Origin of the sequence: Flavobacterium arabinosi, from assembly GCF_048158725.1 — a bacterium.
GTDB lineage: Bacteria > Bacteroidota > Bacteroidia > Flavobacteriales > Flavobacteriaceae > Flavobacterium > Flavobacterium arabinosi.
In genome coordinates this window covers 1-22,276 of the sequence record NZ_JBLNKX010000006.1, presented here as the reverse complement: position 1 = coordinate 22,276, position 22,276 = coordinate 1, and the positions used below count along the sequence as shown (strand labels likewise).

Sequence of the window (22,276 nt, the reverse complement as noted above, 5' to 3'; positions counted from 1 at the left end):
CTACTATAGTCTTTGTTTTAAACTTATTCTACTAGTTGTTTCTCTCTTTTTCGAATCTATAATTTTAGTATATATCTGCGTTGTCTTTACGCTTTTATGCCCCAGCATTTTTGATATGGTAAAAATATCCGTTCCCGAGGATATCTGTAAGGTTGCATAAGTATGTCTGAAACAATGAAACGTAATGTGCTTAGTAATACCTGATCCTGCAATCCAAACCGGAAGTATCCGATCTACATCCCATTTCTTTAGACCTGCAAAAACTTTATCATTTTCATTTACTTTTGGTTCAAGGAGCTCAAAAGCCTCGTCAGGTATTGGCATTGTTTCCATACCTTCCGTTTTCTTTTGTTTAAACCTGATATAATAACCATCATTTTCAATGTATTCTATTTCCGACCACAAAAGTTTTGCAATATCAGAATATCGCAGTCCGGTTAAAATTGAAAACATAGAAATCTGATATACTATTTTATTAGAGCAAGGAGTTTCAAATAGTTTTTTTGCCTCTTCAAGGGTAAGGAAGTTACGCTGCGATTCTTGTTCTTTAATAGAATCTATACCAACATTAATATCGGTTCTTAATTTACCTTCTTTATACGCTTTTTTCAAAGTAGTTCTAAGCTTATTTTGATAGGACAAGCCTGTGTTTCTAGACAATGTTTTTCCATTACCTCTTAATTTTTTAGCTGTTGACAGGTACTCTTTATAATCTTCCATTAATGGAATAGTAATATCCTTAAAACAAAGATCGTGTCCTTCAAGGAATGCCTCAAAATGCTTAATTGCACAATTCCAAATACTGAGATTATTGCCGATTTTTTTTTGCCCTAACTTCTTAAAATATTTCATAAAAGATTCACGACCAATGGCTTGTATTTGTAATTGCTCTTTTTCAAATTGAGTGTATATCCTTTTTTTACTAATTTCATTTTGTCGTCTTGTCTGAATCAGCTCTGCTATATGGCGGTTTTCTACATTTGAAATTTTTTGAATTTGATTTTTTGGCTTTTTGAAAAGATATATTTTTAAAAATTCACGCCTGGTATACTTATTACTTGCAGTATCCAAAATAGGAGGATAAAAATCCAAATAAAGAGATATCCTTTCCTTTGAAATATCTTTTTGCCTCAACGTCACATTACTCTTTTCCATGGCCTTTCATATTAAATATTAAATCGATATCATTCTTCGCAACATAATTAAACTTGCCTACTGCATACTTTGATATGCCTTGTCTCTGAATTAGCATATACAATGCTCCAGGAGATATTCCGAACTTTTGCTGTATCTGTGTTATAGAATAGCAATTCTCCAATCCTGGAAATTCTTGAATTGGGCGGAGCATAGATTGATCCAGTGGAAGGGAAAAAAAAGTATCCATATCACATCGCCTTATAACTGTTCTTGTACCGAATTTTGCAACATCAAGTTCTCCTCTTGAAATGATTCTGTAAATTGTTCTTCGGCTTATGCCAAATAAAAGGCTTGCCTGGCTTACGCTTAGGAAATCTTTTACTTTTACTACTTCTAGGACAGGATTCTTGGCAATCTCAGTCTGCTTATCGCTTTGGGTGATCTTCGACTGCCTTGCGAGCGATTTGTAACCTTTGCTATTACAGCCCAATGAGCAATAGCGTGTTTTTGTTGTGCGTGCAGTAAATTCATTTTTACAGAATTCACAGATGCGCGTAATCTTAATGTTTGTACTCATAGAAATGTGACTTTAGGTGTCCCACTGTGACTATGTGTGTCTCTACGTGCCATAAATTGGCCAAAAAAAAATATTTTTTGTACCTCAAATTTTGAGGTACAAATGAGGTACAAATTTAATCAAAATAACGCATAACATCCAAAAGAAAGTATAAATAAAAACGAGTTAAAATATTGTTTATCAATACTTTAGCTCGTTTGTTTGTTGTTGTTTTGTGATGTTTTGTTCTGCTACTTTCCGATGCAGAAATTCGCAAATATATTTCCTAACAATTCATCATTAGTAACCTGTCCAGTAATCATTCCAAATTGATACAATGCTTCTTTAATATCTAACGCCATCAAGTCGCTGGAAAGATTCGTTTCAAGCCCGTATTTTACTTTCTGTATCTCGTCTAAAGCTTTTAGTAATGAATCGTAATGTCTTGTATTAGTTACGATTGTTTCATTATTTCGTAATGCACCGGTATTCACAAACGAGAGCAATTGATTTTTTAAATCCTCAACGCCAAGTTTTTCTTTTGCAGAAATAAGTAAGATTTCGGGAATTTCAGATTTTAGATTTTGAATTTCATTTTCTTCTAATTTATCGGCTTTGTTTCCAATAATAACAAGTGGTTTCAATGGAAATTGATTTTTAATTTTCTCCAATTCCACTTTCAACTTTAAACCGGATACTTTAAACTCGGAACTGTCAAAAAGAAAAACGACAACTTGCGCTTGTTCAATTTTTTCGAATGTTTTCCGGATTCCAATGCTTTCCACTACATCTTCGGTTTCCCGAATTCCAGCTGTATCGATGAATCGAAATCCGATGCCACCAATCACTAATTCATCTTCAATAGTATCACGCGTTGTTCCGGCAATTTCCGAAACGATGGCACGTTCTTCATTCAATAAAGCGTTCAAAAGGGTTGATTTCCCCACATTGGGTTCACCTACAATTGCCACTGGAATTCCGTTTTTAATGACATTTCCTACTGCAAACGAATCGATTAAACGTTTGAGGACAAATTCAATTCTATTCAATAATTCGTGAAATTGGGTTCTGTCGGCAAATTCAACATCTTCTTCGGCAAAGTCGAGTTCAAGTTCAATTAGTGAAGCAAAATTCAACAGTTCTTCACGTAGTTTGGCAATTTCATTAGAGAATCCACCACGCATTTGCTGCATCGCAATTTGATGGGATGCTTCATTATCACTTGAAATCAAATCGGCAACAGCTTCTGCTTGAGATAAATCCAGTTTTCCATTTAGGAATGCTCGTAATGTAAATTCTCCCGCATTTGCCATACGGCAACCTTTTCGAAGCAGTAACTGAATAATTTGCTGTTGGATATAAGTAGAGCCGTGACAGGAAATTTCGATAGTGTTTTCGCCTGTATAGGAGTTTGGACCTTTAAAAATGGAGACTAAGACTTCATCCAATGTTTTGGTATCATCAATGATATGGCCTAAATGTAACGTATGGGTTTTTTGCTGTAATAAACTTTTGTTTTTAATGGATCGAAAAACAGAATTACCAATAACTATGGCATCTTCGCCAGAAATTCGAATTACGGCTATCGCTCCGGCTCCCGAAGGAGTTGCCAGTGCCACTATAGAATCGTGAGGTATCATATTTTTATTTCAATTTTATGCAAAAGTAAGTAAAACATGTAAAGCAACAAGATTCCATTATAAAACCATTAACTTTATTTCTAGTTAAAAATAAGACTATACAATAATTACCCTAATTAATTTATTTTTTTGTTGTAATTTTATGTAGATAATTGGCTAACAATTAATTAATAGGTATCATGAAGAAAATTCTATTTCCAACCGATTTTTCGGATGTTTCTAAAAACGCATTCATTTATGCATTAAAATTAGCAGATTCCATAAATGCGGAAATTATTACGTTGCATGTTTATCAGTTGCCACAAGCCAATTATATTAATATTTCGAAATATTTGCATGAAGTTTATGATGTTGCTGAATTGAGTAATTTTGAAAATTACAAAGATGAAGTTCCCGTTTTAAGAAGCATTGCCGAAAAAAATAATTTGGAGCATGTAAAAATAAGCCATGTTTTGATTTTGGGAAATTTAATTCATGAAATCCAAAAAATGACTAAGGAAGATACTATTGATTTTGTGGTTATGGGAACTAAAGGCGCCACTGGATTAAAAGAAACTTTTTTGGGTACGGTTGCAACCAAAGTTATGAATGATGTAAAAACTACTGTCTTGGCCATACCGGAACATTGCCAATATCAACCCATAAAAAAAATACTTTTTGTCACTCAATTTAGAACCGAAGATATTGAATCCTTGAAAAGGATAATCATATTGTCCAAATTTTTTCAGGCACACATTGATTGTTTGCGCGTACAAACTTCCAATCATGGAAACAAAAATGACGCCATGGAAGACTGGAGTCAAATTATTGAAAACCAGAACATTTTGTTACATTCTATAATTGGTAATGATGTGGAAGGAATTATTTTGAATTTTATTGAATTGCATAAAATCAATATGATTGCAATGCATGTCTATCATAAAAATTTCTTTGAAAAACTATTTAAAATTAGTCTTTCCAAAAAATTAGCTTTTCATGTCAATGTACCTATTCTTGCTATTCATGAATGAAATTAATTTAGATTCCATTAGAATATAAAGTTTTTATTTACGTTTATATTAGCAGTTTTATTGTAAGTATAGTCTTGTTTTTTAATATAAATACCGGATAATTATTATAATTAGCTTTGATAAATAAATCATTTTAATACTTATAGATAATGAAAAGAATTCTATTCCCAACAGATTTTTCTGAAGTGGCCAATAATGCCTTTGTGCATGCTTTAGAATTTGCAAAAATAGTTCAGGGTGAACTCATTTTACTGCACACGTTTGAATTACCTGTATTTGATAATCAGTTTTTTCCTGAAAATTATGCAGTCATCTATGATTCATTGGAGTTATCCCAATTTGATATGTTTAAAGAGGAGATTCCAAAACTTCGCGCTATAGCTGAAGAACGGAATCTCGATAAAATTAAGATGAGTCATAGGCTTATGGATGGTGATTTGCTTTTTAATATTAAAAGAGCAATTAAAGAAGATAAAATAGATTTTGTTGTGATGGGTACTTCCGGGGTTACCGGATGGGAAGCTTTTTTTGTGGGAAGTAATGCCGGTTCTGCCATAATAGGGATTGATGTTCCTATGTTGTGTGTTCCATTGGAGGCTAAATTCAAAAAAATTGAAACTATTGGATTTACCACCCGTTTTAGAAATAAGGATAAAAAAGCACTTAAAACCATATTGGATATCGCAGAAAAGACAAACGCTAAAGTGAAATGTCTTTATGTAAGAACTAGTGATTCAGATGTTTCAAAAGATACAATAGAAGAATGGGAAACAGAGTTTATGGAAAAACGAATTGAATTTTTTGTAGTTACTAGTGATGAAATAAAGGAAACTATTTTAGATTTTGTTTTATATAAAGACATAGATGTGTTAACAATGCTTACCTACAAAAGAGGTTTTTTTGAAGGGTTATTTAAACCAAGTTTTACTAAAAAAGTAGCAACTAATTTTGATATACCAATTTTGGCAATCCATATTGATTAAAGAAGTCTTAAATTTAATCGTTGTATAAAAATAGTATATTTGTCGAATATTTATAGTTGAGTATTCTAATGTTTCCGCAGATTATTTGTTTCAGGAAGCACTATATTTGTAGTTCATCAATTTGAATTATGGAAGTATACAAAGCAAAAAAGTTAAGCTTTTCGGCAGAATTAAATACAATCAATAAAAAATACAATAGTATCAGCATCTTTAGGCTTTTTACTATTGTATTTTTTTTGGTATCAATGTATTATTATATTAAAACGAGCGAAGTTATTTTTGTAGTTTTTGCAGTTTTCCTTTTTGGATTATTTATAGTTTTGATGCGTTTTCATTCCAACTTAGTTTTTCAAAAACAAATCAAACAGGCGTTATTGGATATTAATGAAAATGAAATATCCTTTTTGGAAAGAAAAAATATTCCATTTGAAAATGGACAGGAATTCAACGATTTTCATCATCCTTATGCCTATGATTTGGACATTTTTGGGGACCATTCTTTGTTCCAAAATCTGAATAGAACGGCCACATTTATTGGTAAAAAAACATTGGCAAAACAATTTTTAACGCTTTTGCCAAATAATGAGATTATTAGAAATAATAAAGCCACAAAAGAATTATCAGAAAAATTAGATTGGCGTCAGGAATTTTTGGCTTTAGCCAAAGTAAGCAACGATAATAAATCTAGTTATGAAGGTTTATTGCGATGGAATAAATTTGAAAGTACTCCGTTGTCAAAAATAAGTATATTGGTTTCTTTTATTGTACCAGTTCTCTTTCTTGGGGCTTTTGTGGGTTATTTAATTACATCAAATTCATCATTTTTATCGCTATTGTCAATTCTATTTGTTTTTAATTTGGGTTTTTTAGGCAATTTTTTAAAACGAATTCAAATCGAAATAGCGAATGCATCCAACATTGATAAAATCATCAATCAGTATAGTTTGTTGTTGCAAAAAATCGAGAATGAATCTTTTCAATCCGAGAAACTAATCTATTTGCAACAAAAACTAACCTTTAAAAAAGAAAATGCCAGCGTTCATTTGAAGCAATTGGCTTCATTATTTTCTAATATGGATACCATTGGAAATTTTGTGACGGGATTATTATTCAATGGAACTTTTTTATTTAATTTTCATGTTTTAAAAGGATTGATTCAATGGAAAAAAGATCATGCCGAAGTACTGGAAGATTGGCTAGAAGTAATTGGCGAATTTGAAATGTTGAACAGTTTAGCAAATCTTTCCTATAACAATCCAGAGTTTGTATATCCAACATTGAACACCAATTTTGAAATTGATTTCTCCAATTTAAGCCATCCGTTATTAAATGAAAAAACTAGGGTAGGGAATGCCGTGAGTTTTCATCCCGAATCCTTCATGATTTTGACCGGTTCTAATATGTCGGGTAAAAGTACGTTTCTAAGAAGTTTAGGAATTAATATGGTTTTGTCAGGAATGGGTTCGCCGGTTTGTGCCACTCAGGCTAATGTTCATCCATTACCCGTTTTAGTTTCCATGCGATTATCGGATTCGTTATCTGACAGTGAATCGTATTTCTTTGCGGAGATTAAACGCTTAAAGCAAATTATGGACGAACTGGAAAACAGACCAGCATTTGTTTTACTCGATGAAATATTACGAGGTACCAATTCAGATGATAAACGAAACGGAACCATAGAGGTAGTCAAAAAAGTAATTGGTAAAAAAGCTATTGGAGCAATTGCCACGCATGATATTGAAGTTTGTCTGACTACAAATGAGTATCCAAATGTTCTCACCAACAAATGTTTTGAAGTGGAGATTATCAATGATGATCTGCATTTTGATTACAAACTACGAGACGGTATTTGTAAAAATAGAAGTGCTACGTTCTTAATGAAAAAAATGGGTGTTATATAGAATAAATAGGAGCATTAGAAATCATTATAAAACAAAAAACCGCAATTTCTTTAGAAATTGCGGTTTTTTAAATATAAAAATGGTTTGGTTAATAGCGTATTTTTTATACAATGGTAAGTATTATATTTGAATTTTGAAAATCTAAATACAACAAAATCAAAATATAATGTTAACTGTTTAGCATTACCGGCATCACAAGCATGGTTACAGTTTCACCTTCTTCTAATCCATCAACAGGAGTAAGGATTCCTGCTCTGTTTGGCAATGACATTTCAAGCATAATCATATCTGATTGTAGGTTAGTCAACATTTCAGTTAAGAAACGAGAATTATAACCTATTTGCATATCATCACCTTGATAATCGCAAGTCAATCTTTCTTCAGCTTTGTTTGAGTAATCAATATCTTCGGCAGAAACATTCAACTCTGCACCAGCGATTTTCAAACGAATCTGGTGTGTAGTTTTATTCGAAAAAATGGCAACACGACGAACAGAACTCAAAAATAGAGAACGGTCAATCATTAACTTATTTGGATTTTCTTTTGGAATTACCGCTTCGTAGTTTGGATATTTTCCATCAATTAAACGACACATTAAAACATAATTATCGAAAGAAAAAGTAGCATTCGAATCGTTGTATTCAATTTTAACTTCAGCATCCGAAGTACCAAGAATATTTTTTAAGATGTTCAAAGGTTTCTTTGGCATGATAAAATCAGCCACTTGTGAAGCCGTTACATCGGTACGCGCATATTTTACTAATTTGTGTGCATCAGTGGCAACAAAAGTCAATCCTTGTGGAGAAAACTGAAAAAATACTCCAGACATTACCGGACGTAAATCATCGTTTCCGGCAGCAAATATTGTTTTGCTTATCGCTGTTGCCAAAACATCAGCAGGAACAAGCGTTACAGATGGATCGTCTAAGTTAACCGATTTAGGAAATTCATCACCAGGAGCATAAGCCAAAGCATATTTTCCAGAATTAGAACTGATTTCTATCGTACTATTTTCTTCAACTGTAAAAGTTAAGGGTTGTTCCGGGAATGTTTTAAGGATTTCCAAAAGTAATTTTGCAGGAACAGCAACGCTTCCTTTGCTTTCCGAATCAATTCCTAAAGTAGCAGACATTGTGGTCTCTAAATCGGATGCGGAAACAGTTAATACATTGTGGTCTAAATCAAATAGAAAGTTATCTAAAATAGGCAAAGTATTACTACTGTTGATAACGTTACCTAAAACTTGTAATTGTTTCAATAAGTACGAACTCGATACTATAAATTTCATCTGTTTTATTTTATTTTTTAACGTATTTCTCTATATTTAAAATACGATAGATTTTACAAATATATCGTAAACAATTCTAGTTTGGAAACTTTTTTATTAACATCTACTTGCTGTATTTTCTTTTTCGAAGGAATGTAAACACCACACCAAAAAGCAACAAAATTAGAATTGGAAGCCCGATAGTTATGAATTGCGTGGCGGTATAGTTTTCATAAACTTTTTCTTTATCCAATAATGGCAAATCAAGATCCTTGCTTCGAATGTTAATAAGTCCATTGTCATCCAATAGATAATTGACACAATTTATTAGAAAATCTTTATTATCATACAAATTTCCAGATCTTTGATCGTAACCTAATTCTACCGGTTGCAAGTTTTTATCCAGTTGATTTTTAATCAAATCTCCATCAGAAATTACAATCATTTTATTGTCTTTTCCTTTGGTTTCAAATGTTTTTTGGTCAAATGGTAAAACTCGATTTTCAAACATCGAATGAAACGAACCTTCCAATAAAACCGAAAGTGGAACATTTCCTTTATTCAGGTAATCAGTAGGCGAAGTTTCCTCGGTTACACTATTCAAATTTATTTCTGTCGGCGTGCCTATTTTTCTCGAATATTGGGAAGATTGCAAAAGTATCGTTTTCTTAATTCCGTTTTTCAACGTGTCGATAGGATTGGCAAAATCAAATTTGATTCCGCCTAAATTTTTTACAATCGGATGCGTACTGTTAGGATAAACTTGAGGTGCAAATTTCCAGTTAAACTCTTGAAATTGAGTGGCACTTCCTTGTTCTCCGGTAGCTAGTTTTATGGGGCTTCCACGTTCGTCTTTTACTAAATCTGGGTTGATTCGAATGCCGTATTTGAAGAACATATCATTCAAATTCAAATCTCTAGGATATGCTAGAGTGGCACCAGCGGAATTGTACAAACTGTCCATTTCAACAGCAACTTGATCTACAAGCCATAACGTTTTACCGCCGTTCATAATGTATTGGTCTAAAACTTGTTTTTCCGCATCCGAAAAAGTTTCTGTTGGTTTAGCGATAACAGCCAAATCATATTTTTCTAAAGCTTGTAAAGTCCCTATAGGATTTTTTGCAACCGAATCTAATGTAAATGGACCAATATGATAACTTTCTCTTACTTGCATCAGAAACTTAGCCATTAATACATCCTGAAGCTCGCCGTTCCCTTTTAGTACCGCGATTGTCTTTTGCTTTTCTTTGGTAATTTTATTCAAGGCATCTGCAATTGAATATTCCAGATGTTGCACAGAACCAATTACTTTTTGAGTTGTGGAAGCCCCCATTCTGTTTTTCAACAAAGGAATATTGACTTCTTTATTGTTGTAAACAGCAATTGCCCAAGGAAAAACCATTGCTTGGGATTGTTTTCCTTTATCGTCAACTGTTATGTTTATTGGAGTCAATCCTTTGCGATACAACTCTTTTATGTTGTCCATACTTTCGTCTTTGTTTTCCAATGGATCCACAAATTCGAAAATGATATTCTTGTTGTAGGCTTGAAATTCTTCGAGTAATTGTCTGGTTTCTTGCTGTAATCGTTTGAATTCAGCAGGTAAATCGCCTTGCATATATACTTTTATAGACAACGGATTTTTTACTTGTTTAATAATATTCAACGAAGTGGCTGAAAGTGTATATCTTTTATCTTTGGTTAAATCAAAACGATGGAAAAATGAATTTCCAATACCATTTACAATTAGTAAAATAGGAATGATAAACAATACGTTTTTTAGGTTTTTGTTTTTAATAAATAGCATTACGATTTCAGAGATTTTAGATTATAAACAGTAAACGAAAGAAATGCGACTGTAATGCTTACAAAATAGATAATATCTCTAGTGTCTATTACACCTCGGCTCATACTTTTGTAATGATCTTGCATTCCTAAAGCCGAAATAAAGTTTGAAATTGTTGGTGTAACTGTAGCTAAACCTTCAAATCCAAAGTACAGAAAAAAGCATAAAAAAACTGCAACAATAAACGCTACAATTTGATTGTCGGAAAGGGTAGAAGTAAAGATTCCTATGGAAGTATAGCCTGCAATCAGGAATAATAATCCAAAATAAGAGCCAATCGTGCTTCCCATATCGATATTTCCTTCCGGCATTCCTAAACTGGAAATTACTTTTACGTAAATAAATGTTGGGATAATTGCCATTACAATTAAAAGCAAAGCTCCAAGAAATTTTCCGTTTACAATTTCCCAGATACTCAAAGGTTTCGTCAGCAATAATTCTAATGTTCCTTGCTTTTTCTCATCCGAAAAACTACGCATCGTTACCGCAGGAATAAGGAAAATTAAAATCCAGGGTGCTAATGTAAAAAAAGGAGTTAAATCAGCAAAACCGGTATTCAAAATATTATAATCCCCTTCGAAAACCCAAAGAAACAATCCGTTGATAATTAGAAAAATGGCAATAACCAAATAGCCAATGGGTGAACCAAAAAAGGATTTTATTTCTCGTAATACTATTGATTTCATTTATTTTTTTGTTTAAAAAGTTTAAGGCTTAAGGTTCAAAGTTGCTCAACTTTAAACTAAAAAAACTTTAAACCAAAGTAACTAATTTATCCACACTCCAAGCTTCTGGTTTGTCGTTGAATAATTTCTTGGTGAATGTCCAAACATCATAAAAAAGTTCAGAATTTCTATAATTTTCTAAATCGGCTTCGGTTTCCCAATAACTGTAGGTAAAAAAAATGCTTTTGTTGTTTTTATCCTGATACAATTCTAAGAAACGATTTCCCGGAGCATTTCGTATTTTATCTTTCATTAACTCAAAGTTTTCTAAAAAAGCGGGAATATTTTCCTCATGAAAACTCAATTTTACTATTCGTACAAACATTTGGGATTTATGATTTTAAATTGAGGATTTTAGATTTTTGATAAAACAAATTGAACGTTTTCTCTCAATTGAAATTTACCATGAATTTTACTTGTGATTAAATCTCCCATTGTTAAATCTGTCTTTTTAGACTGATTATTTTCTATAAAGAAATTAAAATCATTTATTATTTTTGAATGTTTTTTTGAGAATGGTTTGAATATTAAGGATAGAATAAGTTTAAAAATGTAAAAAGGAATTAACAACATTCTTAATAATACTGAACCAGAACCAAAAAGCTCGCCTTCACTTGCAAAATGTTCGTCATAATTAAAATTAGAAAAATTAATATTATATTTTGTGACAAATTCTTCTAACATATAATAGTTGTCATCCCCAAAAAGACTTAAATTACTTGCTATTTTTGATTTAATAGAAATATTTTTCTCACCAGATTCGTCTTCAAGAAATTTCTGCACTTCTAAATAATTCTGTTTTAAATTTTTAAAACTTATTTTTATAATTGTTTTCATATTAAGTTGCTTTACATCTGAAATCATAAATCGTTAATCTGCAATCTAAAATCATTAAGCTTTAAATAAATTTTATATTTATAATATCCCTATAATTCAACCCAAGTAAACTATTCGCAGAACCTACTTTAGAAGGATTGCTTCTGAAAATGGCAATTTCGAGAAAACCGGCTTCATTGAAAATGGCTAATTTTTCCCCTTCATAATATTTAATCGGATATTTATCAGAACTCGCAATCGCAGAATAATTTGGTAAAATGGTTTTGATATTTTTGGTTTTCATGACAATTTCATAAGGTCGTCCTTTAGCAACTTCAATAAAATATTTTTTAGTAATGTTGGTCACCACATTTCCAAAATGGTCAATATAAATAACATGTCCTTTCAAAGAATTGCCATCAATAGCCATTAGAGATTGTAAATCAGTGACTTGCTTAATGCTGTTTATTTCTTTACCAATAACGTTCATTAAACCACCTTTGGCAATATGACAGGCTACTTTTACAAAAACATCAAGATCAGTAGCTTCATTATGCAAACGGTCATGAATATTTATTGCCACCATTTTTTGCGGGACAATCTTTTGCGAAAGCATACTCAAAATTCCATTATCGGCAGCAATAAAATAATGATCATTCCATTGCATGACGATATGTTGATTGTCTTTATTGAATTCCATATCGACTCCAATAAGGTGAACAGTACCTTTTGGAAAACTTGCATAGGATGCGCCAATAATGTAACTTGTTTCTACCGTGTTGAATGGATCTATGTCGTGTGAAATATCAATAATGGATGCCTCGGAATACTCAGATAAAATCTTCCCTTTCAACGCACCTACAAAATGGTCTTTCAATCCGTAATCAGTAGTAAGGGTAATTATTGACATAAATTTATTTATAACTATTGGTGTTATGTAAACCTTATTTTATTAAATTTGAGAAGTGCAAAGCTAATAATAGTAAACTCAAAAAAACGAAAAACAAAAAACAAATTCTATTTAAAAACTAGAAATATACCCGACAGCCAATTGATTTATAAAAAAATTAATTCTAATTTAAAACTACCTCATTTGAACGAAAGAATAATCGAGCTCATAGACATCGCTCCAAAAGACTTTTGGGGCGCTCAAGACACTCATCTTGAAACAATTAAAAAATATTATCCCAAATTGAAGATTGTTGCTCGGGGAACAACCTTAAAAGCTTTTGGAGAAAAAGAGGTTTTAGACGAGTTTGAAAAACGATTTCAACGGTTAATGGTGCACTTTTCACGATACAATAATATTGATAATAATGTAATTGAACGTGTTATCCTTGGGGATGGTCAGGAAGAGAGAAAATTCCAGGGACAAGATAAAATATTAGTGCATGGTGTAGGAGGGAAAATCATTAAGGCAATGACTGCCAATCAACAATTGCTGGTGGATACCATGAATAAAAATGATATGGTTTTTGCTGTTGGGCCTGCAGGAACCGGAAAAACCTATACTGGTGTTGCGATGGCCATAAAAGCACTTAAAGAAAAAGAAGTCAAACGTATTATACTTACGCGTCCAGCAGTAGAAGCAGGGGAGAACCTTGGTTTTCTTCCTGGTGATATGAAGGAAAAACTGGATCCCTATATGCAGCCTTTGTATGATGCGTTACGTGATATGTTACCCAACGAAAAATTGGAGGATTATATTCTAAAGGGAATTATCCAAATTGCACCTCTGGCATTCATGCGCGGAAGGACATTGGATAATGCTTTTGTAATATTGGATGAGGCTCAAAATACAACGCATTCCCAAATGAAAATGTTCCTGACTCGTATGGGAAAAAGTGCTAAATTCATGATTACCGGTGATCCAGGTCAAGTCGATTTACCACGGAGAACTATTTCCGGACTTAAAGAAGCTTTGTTGGTTTTAAAGGATGTTGATGGAATTGGGATTATTTATCTTGATGATAAAGACATTGTAAGACACAGATTGGTCAAAAAAGTAATTGATGCGTATAAGATGATTGAGAACAACGATTAAAACAAAAAAGGCTTTTTAAAAAAGCCTTTTTTTATGGATTTTTTCTATTAATTCAGTTGTTATTTTTGATATTATTAAAACATGGCATTCCAATTTTTGAATTCTATATCCGAAAGTTTATATTGATTTAAACTTTCGATAAAAGCAAGATAGGCGGTATTGAATAACGATTTTAGTTTACAATTGTGTGGTTGAAAGATGCAAGGTTTTGAATCACAATTAATGATAGGTGTGTCGTCTTGTTCTAATAGATGAATTAAATCACCTAATCGAATTTCTCTTGCTTTTTCAGAAATCATTATTCCGCCATTCTTTCCTCGTTTGGTGAGAATTAATTGATTTGCCGATAAGAATTGAACCACTTTAATGAGATGGTTTCGCGAAATTTTAAAAGTATTAGCTAAATCATCCAAAGAACTTTGTGGAGTGTCTTTTTTTTGATTCAGATACATCAAAACGCGCATACTAAAATCAGTAAAGTGATTCAATTTCATATTAAAATGTGCTAATTAAGGCTTAATAATTGAGGCCCAAATTCTTCGTAAAGTATATTTTCTCTATTTATGCCAAGTGCAACTAAAGATTGATATTGAACTTTTATAAAAATTGCCGGTCCGCAAATATAATATTTTGCATCTGCAATAAGAATTTCTTCTTTAATTTGATGCAAATCGATTCTTCCTTCGATCGCGTTAGTTTCTGATTCGGGTAAAGTTTCATAAAAAACGAAAGAAGTTAACCACGCATTTTCGTTATTTAATTCCTCGATAGTATCTTTAAACGCATGGACATTTTCATTGCGACAACTGTGAATCCAAACCGTTTGATTTTTTTGAAGGGAATTTTTATTTGTTTCTACCATACTCATCATAGGAGTAAGTCCAACACCGCCACTAACCAATACTAAAGGATTTGTTGCTTTTGGATCAGCAAAAAACACACCTGCTGGCGCACTAACTTCAATGATATCACCTTCCTTTTTGTTATGCAATGCATTGGAAACAATACCATCAGGAGTTGTATTTTGACTGATTTCTTTTTTAACCGAAATTCTGTAATAGTCATTATTAGAATAAGAAGACAGGCTGTATTGTCTAGGCTGTTTATGCCCTAATTCAGGAATAAACGTGCTCACTGATATGTATTGACCTGGATAGAAATCGGCAATTTCTTTGTTGTCTTCCGGTTTAAGGTAAAATGAATTAATTTCGTCGCTTTCCTTTACAATTTTAGATATTATAAAGGTTCTCCAGCCTTTCCAGCCTCCTTTTTTATCATTTGTTTTTTGATACATTTCGGCTTCAATACCAATCATTATTTGAGCCAATTCATTGTAAGCACAAGTCCAGGCTTCAATTAATTCAACAGTTGCTAAATCGCCTAATACTTCTTTTATCGATCCGATTAAATGGTTTCCAACGATGTCATATTGTTCCGCTTGGATATTTAAACTTACATGTTTATTTCCAATTGATTTTAACGTATTGATCAAAACAGCAGGATTTTCAATGTTTTCAGCATAAGCAAGAACTGCACCACTCAAAGCGTTTTGTTGTTTTCCGTTGGCTTGATTCGCCATATTAAAAATGTTTTTCAACTCGGGATTATTTGACAACATTCTCTGGTAAAAGTACGCGATCAAATCATTTCCATTTGTTCTTAAAATTGGCACAGTTGCTTTTATTAATTCTTTTTGATTTGCATTCATGATTATTACAATTTAATTTTTTACAAATATAGCAATCATTTTGTATTGTTGTATTTTAAATACAACAAATATTTTAAATCTATTTTTCAAAATATCGTCGAGAAAGATTAACCTAAACTTTTTATAAATTTTTGTGTTTCTCTCTAAAATTGAATAAATTTGGATTTATTAAAAATGACAGTGAAAAACGAAAGATGCTACAAGAAAAAATAAAAGTCGTAATAAGCGATTTAGACGGAACCTTATTAAATTCAGACCACAAAATTTCAGAATATACCAAAACCGTTTTTCAAGAACTCCACAATCAAAATTATTTAATAATTGTCGCAACAGGTCGCCATCATCTAGACGCGATGCCTATTGTGGAATGTTTAGGGATTCCCCTTTATTTAGTTACTTCTAATGGAGCAAGGATTCATTCCCCGGCAAAAGAACTTCTTTTCTCGGTTAATATGGAAAGTGATGCTGTTAAGTCTGTTTTATCCTTAGAGATTGATCCTGAGATTACAACCGTTTTGTTTAGAGAAAATGTTTGGCAAACCAATAAACACAATGAAAAACTAAATAGTTTTCAAACGGAATTGAATTATCATCCGGAACTGGTAGATTTCAGTACAGTTGAAGATTTAAGTGCTATAAAAGTCTTTTTTACTCATGAAACCCATTCAAAATTATTGGAACTGAGAGACCAAATCTTAGAAAATCATTCCTCGCTTTTTAGTCATGCTTTTAGTCTTCCGCTTTGTTTGGAATTTATGGACAAATCAGTAGACAAAAGTGTTGCCATTGCAAAAATTTTAGAAAAAGAAAATCTGCTTTTCCATGAAGCAATAGCTTTTGGCGATGGATTCAATGATGAAAATATGCTTAAATCAACCGGTAAAGGATTAATCATGGGAAATGCTCCTGAAAGTTTGAAAGATAAACTTTCTCATTTAGAAGTGATTTCAACAAATGATAATGAAGGAGTTGCTAAATACCTATCCCAAAAATTATTAAAAACACATACTTCAGAAGTGGAGTAGGTGTGAGCAGTAAATTCACTTCATTTTGAATTTTTAAGATTCATTTTTGAAAGACTATTTATTTATACTTTTAGAATAATGGATTCTTTGCTTTTCTTTCCAAAATAATCATAAATTTGCAGCTACATAAAAAACAACACAACACTAATAATAATGAGTAACACCATCACAACTACTAATTTTAATTTTCCAAATCAGAAATCTGTTTACAGAGGTAAAGTAAGAGAAGTTTATAATATAAATGATGATCTTTTAGTAATGGTTGCCACGGATAGGCTTTCGGCTTTTGATGTAGTTTTACCAAAAGGAATTCCATATAAAGGTCAGATTCTAAATCAAATTGCTACTAAATTTATGGAATTGACCCAAGATATAGTACCTAATTGGTTAATCGCAACTCCTGATCCTAATGTAGCTGTTGGGCATTTATGTGACCCTTTCAAAGTTGAAATGGTAATTCGTGGTTATGTTTCAGGTCATGCTGCGCGTGAATATGCTCTTGGCAAAAGAGAAATTTGTGGCGTTAAAATGGTGGAAGGTTTAAAAGAAAACGATAAGTTTCCAGAACCAATTATTACACCAACTACAAAAGCTGATAACGGAGAACATGACGCTGATATTTCAAGAGCCGATATTCTTTCTAAAGAAATTGTTTCTGAGGAAGATTACTTGGTTTTAGAAAAATATACCAGAGCATTATTTCAAAGAGGAACTGAAATTGCTGCCAGTCGCGGATTGATTTTGGTTGATACCAAATATGAATTTGGTAAAACCAAAGATGGCGTAATTGTTTTGATTGATGAAATTCATACACCGGATTCTTCTCGTTATTTTTATGCTGAAGGATATCAGGAAAGACAAGACAAAAATGAAGAACAAAAACAATTATCGAAAGAGTTTGTTCGTCGTTGGTTAATTGAAAATGGTTTTCAAGGACTGGAAGGACAGCAAATTCCTGAGATGACAGACGAATATATTGAAACGGTTTCTGAAAGATATATTGAATTGTATGAGAATATTCTAGGCGAAAAATTCGTTAAAGCTGATATTTCAAATATTGATGAAAGAATTGAGAAAAATGTTTTGGCCTATTTAGCGAATAGATAAAAGACTTTTTATAAAGAAAACCGCAATTCTGAATTAAATTGCGGTTTTTCTCTATAAGAAATAGTACTATTTTTCAAGAACTACTTTTAGATTATTCAATCCATCTTGTAAATCTTTTCCAAGCATTTCTTCCATATTCATTACAGCTAGCATTAGATTCATTGGATATGGCATTTTTCCATTAAATCCCCATTTCACTTTAGTTTGATTTGGCGAAATGGCTTCAGTTATAATGTAAGCATTATCGGTTGATTCAAAAGGAACTTTAAAACGCAATTCAAAATCAATCCGTTCTCCTTCAATGATTTTCTTGATTTCCTGTTCTCCAACACCTACATTTTTGTCTTGGCTATTCCATGAATATACAAATCCAACCGTGCCGTCAGTTCCTGAAAAGGTTTTAATCATTTTTGGATCTTTTCTATTCCAAACACTAAAATCATCCTGATTTTTAACATATTTAATATAATTGTAAACACTATCCTTGGGTTGGTTGATAGCGATTTCTCGTTCTACAGCATAGTTTTTCGGCAGGAATAAAGCAACAATCAATGCTAGAGCAACAATTGCTAATAGTCCTAAAATAATTTTTTTTATAATGTTCATAGCTCCATAATTTAAGGTTAATAATTATTTTGATTTTTTAATTTGTGACTCGTAACAATTGATCCAGTCAGTGACAGACATTTTTTGCATGAGTTCTGCAATTAAATCAAAAGGGATATGGTCAAACTTTTTAAATCGAATGCAACTTTTTCCCATGTCTAATTTTTGATTGCTGTATTTTGGATATTCAGAGATAAACCATTGCAATAATTCCGGATTGGCATAAATTCCCATATGATAAACCGCAATAAAATTCTTTTGGGAGGCAATGTTTACAAAAGGCAACGGTAGTTTAGAATCACAATGATATCCATTAGGATAAATAGAATGTGGTACAATGTAACCAATCGTTCCATAAGACATTTGTTCAACAAATCCTTTAGGAATAGTAGCAACTATAGTTTCTCTAAGTTTAAGAAATGCTTGTTTTCTTTCGTCGGGAATTTCTTTTAAATACTCCTTAACATTTATTGCTTTTGATTGCATTTTAAGAATTGTTTAAGTAAAAATACTAAAAAAGGAATAATTATAATTTGAATTCTATACTTTTTGTTAAAGCATGAAGAGGTTGTTTGTTTAATTATTTAATATGTAGATTTTTTTAAACGCAAATACTGTTAAATTTTGCTGACTAAATCGTTTGTATATAAGTACGTTATGATTTAAATAGTAATTCATAAAAGTTAATATTTTGTTAAAATTAAGTACCTTGTAAAACAAGATACCTTTCTTTAGACGTATATTTGCATAGAACATTAGTTCAAAATTTAAATCATCAAAAAATCAATCAATTAACAAAAAAATCAATCATCATGAAAAAATCAATCGTTTACCTAGGAATTGCTTTAGTTACCTTCTCAACTGTTTCACATGCATCAAATCACAATTATTTTACTCAAAAAGAAATCAACCATTACATTTATGAAGGTGTAACTCCTTTGTGTGTGGCAATCTATAAAGGAGAAATTGATTTTGTAAAAAAATTAATCGTATACGGTATTGATGTAAACGAAAAATCAAATGGGTTAACTCCATTGATGATAGCTGCAAGGTATAATAAAGTTGAAATCATCAAATTATTATTAGCAAATGGAGCACAACTAAAAGAAAAAAATGAGATTGGTGTTAATGCATTAAAATATGCCGAAATATCTAATGCAAAAGAAGCTGTAGCGTTATTGAAATTATCGGAATCAAAACCTGTTGCTAGTCTTTAGTATTTAATTTAAATTAAAAAAGCATCATCGTAATTTACAATGATGCTTTTTGTATTTGCAAAATAAAACTAAGACTATTTAAAATAAGAAAATGTTTCTTCGTTTTCTAACTTCAACAATGTTTCATATATCAATTTAATCACATTTTCAACATCATCACGATGAACCATTTCAACGGTTGTATGCATATAACGCAACGGTAATGATATCAAAGCTGAGGCAACGCCGCCATTACTATAAGCAAAAGCATCAGTGTCAGTTCCAGTTACGCGAGAAGAAGCCAATCGCTGGAACGGAATTTCTTTAGCCATAGCAGTTTCCAAAATCAATTCTCTCAAATTATTCTGAACAGCAGGAGCATAAGTTACCACTGGACCTTTACCAATTTTTGTTTCTCCCTCAATTTTCTTTTCTATCATTGGAGTAGTAGAGTCGTGGCAAACATCGGTAACAATCGCTACATTAGGTTTGATGGTTTTGGTAATCATTTCTGCACCGCGAAGACCTACTTCTTCCTGAACAGAATTCGTGATATATAATCCAAAAGGAAGTTTTATTTTATTTTCGTGCAACAAACGAGCCACTTCGGCAATCATGAAACCACCCATACGGTTGTCAATAGCGCGACAAACAAATTTGTTTTCGTTCAAAATCATGAATTCATCAGGATATGTAATTACACAACCTACGTGAACGCCCATTTTATCTACTTGATCTTTAGTTTCGCAACCAATGTCAATAAATAGATTATCAACTTTAGCTACTTCTTCCTTACTTCTGTTTCGAGTATGGATCGCTGGCCAGCCAAAAACACCTTTTACAATTCCGTTTTTAGTATGAATATTGACACGTTTTGAAGGTGCAATTTGGTGATCAGAACCACCATTTCTAATCACGTAGATTAATCCGTCATCAGTAATGTAATTCACATACCATGAAATTTCGTCAGCATGACCTTCAATTACTACCTTATAAGGAGCATCTGGATTTATAATTCCCACGGCAGAACCGTACGTGTCTGTTATAAAAGTATCAACATAAGGTTTCAAATAATCCATCCATAATTTTTGCCCATCGCTTTCGTAACCTGTAGGTGATGCGTTGTTAAGATATTTTTCTAAAAACTCAAGTGACGACTTCTTTAATATTGATTTAGTGCTCATGAAATTATTTTTTTGCTAAATTATAAATTTGGCATCACAGTTGTGTATATAATGTATAATTTTGCAATTAAATTTTTCGATCCATGAAGATTATTCAGCTTTTCTTTTTTTTACTTTTTACAACTATATATGTCAATGCACAAGTAACTACAAAGGATACAACCAAGATGGGTTATGTATTTACCGAAAATGATTCTATACTTAACGACACTATACAATTAGAAGAAATAGTAATTCACAAAGAAAAACTTGATCCCGAAGCAAGAAAGCAATTTTTGATTCTTCAAAACCGAGTTTACAAGACCTATCCGTATGCAAAATTGGCTGCTGAAAGGCTAACAGTGCTGAATAGAGGCATGGCAAATCTTAAAACAAACAAAGAGAAGAAAAGATACTTTAAGATTGTAGAAGGGTATCTTAGTAATGAATTTGAAGCAAAATTAAAAAAACTATCGCGCAAGCAAGGTCAAATACTCGTTAAGTTAATCCATCGTCAAACTGGAATCACAACCTATGAGCTAGTCAGAGATCTCAAAAGCGGTTGGAAAGCCTTTTGGTCGAATACTGCAGCCAGCATGTTTGACATTAATCTAAAAACAAAGTACGCACCTTACGATGTCAATGAAGATTTTTTAATAGAAACCATATTAGTAAGAGCATTCGATTCCGGAAGATTACAAAATCAAAAACCTGCAACACCTGTTGATTATGACAGTCTCACCGATACTTGGGAAACCAGAGCTGCTAACTTAAAACAGTAATTGTTACTTGGGGCGTTCCCCATTATGAAAAAAGAGGCAATTATCTTTATGGATAGTTGCCTCTTTTGTTATAATGGGTCGGGCTATACGCTACAAGTCCTCGAAAAATTCCATTTCATTCCATTTTCTGTGGGCTTTTCGCTGCTATCCCTAACGCGGGCAACGTTTGAATCGAGTTTGTCCTTTCGCCGAAATAGAAAGAACATAAAAAATATGCATATTGTTTCCTTAATATATAGGAGCAAAGTATATACCTATATATAATGTCATTCATTGTTATTTATCCATAAAGTACCTTTTCCTTTGGATATTCCCGAAGCTTGTGAAAGAAGAGAAAAAAACTTTGGTTCCAAGAGACATGTTTCCAGCGAGTTAAAGTTTAGGTTAAGAGAACATCAAAAAAAAGGTTCAAAAAAGCTTGTTAAAGCGAATAAAGGGTGTAGTTTTGCACCCGCAATGACGCAGACGTTCTTTAACAAACTGGCAAGTAGTATGAATCTAAGTAGAGAATTTATTTTCTAAAAAAGATTGCGAAAAGCTTGTGAGATTAGAAAACGGATGTTACATTTGCACCCCGCAAAACAAGCAAAGTTCCTTGATAGACTGATAAGAAAAAGAGAAGTAAATGGAAGTAAAAATTTCCAAAAAAAAACTTCAAAAATTTCTTGCCAGTTAAGAAAAGAAGTTGCACTTTTGCACCCGCTTTGAGAAACACTTTAACAAGTGCAAACAAACGGAGAGAGACTGAAATAAATTCAGTT

23 protein-coding genes are annotated in these 22,276 nt (G+C 32.2%); 8 read left to right on the top strand and 15 right to left on the bottom strand.

The window, feature by feature from the left end; all coding sequences use genetic code 11:
* Positions 1-3: 3 nt before the first annotated feature.
* The 3 genes from ACM55K_RS12730 to mnmE form a co-directional block, all read right to left on the bottom strand.
* Complete coding sequence (locus ACM55K_RS12730) at positions 4-1,155, bottom strand: tyrosine-type recombinase/integrase (RefSeq protein WP_416850641.1); 1,152 nt, start codon at positions 1,153-1,155, stop codon at positions 4-6.
* Complete coding sequence (locus ACM55K_RS12725; protein ID WP_416850639.1) at positions 1,142-1,714, bottom strand: helix-turn-helix domain-containing protein; 573 nt, start codon at positions 1,712-1,714, stop codon at positions 1,142-1,144. The genes ACM55K_RS12730 and ACM55K_RS12725 overlap by 14 nt, the downstream gene beginning before the upstream one ends.
* Before the next feature lie 230 nt (positions 1,715-1,944).
* Positions 1,945-3,333, bottom strand: a complete 1,389-nt coding sequence (gene mnmE / locus ACM55K_RS12720) for a tRNA uridine-5-carboxymethylaminomethyl(34) synthesis GTPase MnmE (RefSeq protein ID WP_416850638.1) — start codon at positions 3,331-3,333, stop codon at positions 1,945-1,947.
* Between the two features lie 179 nt (positions 3,334-3,512).
* On the opposite strand from mnmE, the gene ACM55K_RS12715 reads away from it, so the two are divergent.
* From ACM55K_RS12715 to ACM55K_RS12705, 3 genes are all read left to right on the top strand, one after another.
* Positions 3,513-4,343 (top strand): universal stress protein, encoded by an 831-nt coding sequence (locus ACM55K_RS12715; protein ID WP_416850636.1) that lies wholly within the window; start codon positions 3,513-3,515, stop codon positions 4,341-4,343.
* Positions 4,344-4,492: 149 nt separating this feature from the next.
* A complete protein-coding gene (locus tag ACM55K_RS12710) occupies positions 4,493-5,326 on the top strand; it encodes a universal stress protein (RefSeq protein ID WP_416850635.1) in 834 nt (277 codons plus the stop codon).
* A 128-nt stretch (positions 5,327-5,454) separates the two neighbouring features.
* The gene (locus tag ACM55K_RS12705) at positions 5,455-7,227 is read left to right on the top strand and encodes a MutS-related protein (RefSeq protein ID WP_416850634.1); all 1,773 of its coding nucleotides are present in this window, start codon (positions 5,455-5,457) and stop codon (positions 7,225-7,227) included.
* A 169-nt stretch (positions 7,228-7,396) separates the two neighbouring features.
* Here the strand turns inward: ACM55K_RS12705 and dnaN are convergent, their stop codons facing one another.
* From dnaN to ACM55K_RS12675, 6 genes are all read right to left on the bottom strand, one after another.
* A complete protein-coding gene (gene dnaN / locus ACM55K_RS12700; protein ID WP_416850633.1) occupies positions 7,397-8,515 on the bottom strand; it encodes a DNA polymerase III subunit beta in 1,119 nt (372 codons plus the stop codon).
* 103 nt (positions 8,516-8,618) lie between these two features.
* Complete coding sequence (gldG, locus tag ACM55K_RS12695) at positions 8,619-10,304, bottom strand: gliding motility-associated ABC transporter substrate-binding protein GldG (RefSeq protein WP_416850632.1); 1,686 nt, start codon at positions 10,302-10,304, stop codon at positions 8,619-8,621.
* Positions 10,304-11,029, bottom strand: a complete 726-nt coding sequence (gene gldF, locus ACM55K_RS12690) for a gliding motility-associated ABC transporter permease subunit GldF (protein WP_416850631.1) — start codon at positions 11,027-11,029, stop codon at positions 10,304-10,306. The genes gldG and gldF overlap by 1 nt, the downstream gene beginning before the upstream one ends.
* A 67-nt stretch (positions 11,030-11,096) precedes the next feature.
* A complete protein-coding gene (locus tag ACM55K_RS12685) occupies positions 11,097-11,393 on the bottom strand; it encodes a putative quinol monooxygenase (protein ID WP_126459184.1) in 297 nt (98 codons plus the stop codon).
* 29 nt (positions 11,394-11,422) lie between these two features.
* The gene (locus ACM55K_RS12680) at positions 11,423-11,905 is read right to left on the bottom strand and encodes a hypothetical protein (RefSeq protein ID WP_416850630.1); all 483 of its coding nucleotides are present in this window, start codon (positions 11,903-11,905) and stop codon (positions 11,423-11,425) included.
* Between the two features lie 61 nt (positions 11,906-11,966).
* Positions 11,967-12,794: an SAM hydrolase/SAM-dependent halogenase family protein gene (locus ACM55K_RS12675; protein ID WP_416850629.1), complete on the bottom strand. Its 828-nt coding sequence runs from the start codon at positions 12,792-12,794 to the stop codon at positions 11,967-11,969.
* Between the two features lie 183 nt (positions 12,795-12,977).
* Between ACM55K_RS12675 and ACM55K_RS12670 the strand changes: the two genes are divergently transcribed.
* Positions 12,978-13,928, top strand: a complete 951-nt coding sequence (locus tag ACM55K_RS12670; protein WP_416850628.1) for a PhoH family protein — start codon at positions 12,978-12,980, stop codon at positions 13,926-13,928.
* Positions 13,929-14,002: 74 nt separating this feature from the next.
* Here the strand turns inward: ACM55K_RS12670 and ACM55K_RS12665 are convergent, their stop codons facing one another.
* Positions 14,003-14,422: an Rrf2 family transcriptional regulator gene (locus ACM55K_RS12665; protein WP_416850627.1), complete on the bottom strand. Its 420-nt coding sequence runs from the start codon at positions 14,420-14,422 to the stop codon at positions 14,003-14,005.
* An 11-nt stretch (positions 14,423-14,433) separates the two neighbouring features.
* Entirely contained in the window at positions 14,434-15,636 is a 1,203-nt protein-coding gene (gene hmpA, locus ACM55K_RS12660) for an NO-inducible flavohemoprotein (RefSeq protein ID WP_416850625.1), read from the bottom strand.
* Positions 15,637-15,830: 194 nt separating this feature from the next.
* On the opposite strand from hmpA, the gene ACM55K_RS12655 reads away from it, so the two are divergent.
* Together ACM55K_RS12655 and ACM55K_RS12650 are read left to right on the top strand one after the other, a co-directional pair.
* On the top strand, positions 15,831-16,661 hold the full coding sequence (locus ACM55K_RS12655) for a Cof-type HAD-IIB family hydrolase (protein ID WP_416850624.1): 831 nt from the start codon (positions 15,831-15,833) through the stop codon (positions 16,659-16,661).
* 153 nt (positions 16,662-16,814) lie between these two features.
* Complete coding sequence (locus ACM55K_RS12650) at positions 16,815-17,768, top strand: phosphoribosylaminoimidazolesuccinocarboxamide synthase (protein ID WP_416850623.1); 954 nt, start codon at positions 16,815-16,817, stop codon at positions 17,766-17,768.
* Positions 17,769-17,834: 66 nt separating this feature from the next.
* On the opposite strand, the gene ACM55K_RS12645 is transcribed toward ACM55K_RS12650, so the two are convergent.
* Positions 17,835-18,374: an SRPBCC family protein gene (locus ACM55K_RS12645; RefSeq protein WP_416850622.1), complete on the bottom strand. Its 540-nt coding sequence runs from the start codon at positions 18,372-18,374 to the stop codon at positions 17,835-17,837.
* Positions 18,375-18,398: 24 nt separating this feature from the next.
* Positions 18,399-18,860, bottom strand: a complete 462-nt coding sequence (locus ACM55K_RS12640; protein ID WP_416850621.1) for a DUF1801 domain-containing protein — start codon at positions 18,858-18,860, stop codon at positions 18,399-18,401.
* A gap of 326 nt (positions 18,861-19,186) precedes the next feature.
* Here ACM55K_RS12640 and ACM55K_RS12635 point away from each other — a divergent pair, with 326 nt between their 5' ends.
* Positions 19,187-19,591: an ankyrin repeat domain-containing protein gene (locus ACM55K_RS12635; RefSeq protein ID WP_416850620.1), complete on the top strand. Its 405-nt coding sequence runs from the start codon at positions 19,187-19,189 to the stop codon at positions 19,589-19,591.
* A gap of 74 nt (positions 19,592-19,665) precedes the next feature.
* Here the strand turns inward: ACM55K_RS12635 and ACM55K_RS12630 are convergent, their stop codons facing one another.
* Positions 19,666-20,754 (bottom strand): M42 family metallopeptidase, encoded by a 1,089-nt coding sequence (locus tag ACM55K_RS12630; protein WP_416850619.1) that lies wholly within the window; start codon positions 20,752-20,754, stop codon positions 19,666-19,668.
* 83 nt (positions 20,755-20,837) lie between these two features.
* Between ACM55K_RS12630 and ACM55K_RS12625 the strand changes: the two genes are divergently transcribed.
* Positions 20,838-21,515 (top strand): DUF4294 domain-containing protein, encoded by a 678-nt coding sequence (locus tag ACM55K_RS12625; protein ID WP_416850618.1) that lies wholly within the window; start codon positions 20,838-20,840, stop codon positions 21,513-21,515.
* Positions 21,516-22,062: 547 nt separating this feature from the next.
* Here ACM55K_RS12625 and ACM55K_RS12620 read toward each other — a convergent pair.
* On the bottom strand, positions 22,063-22,276 hold a 214-nt coding region (locus tag ACM55K_RS12620), incomplete at its 5' end, for a hypothetical protein (protein WP_416850617.1).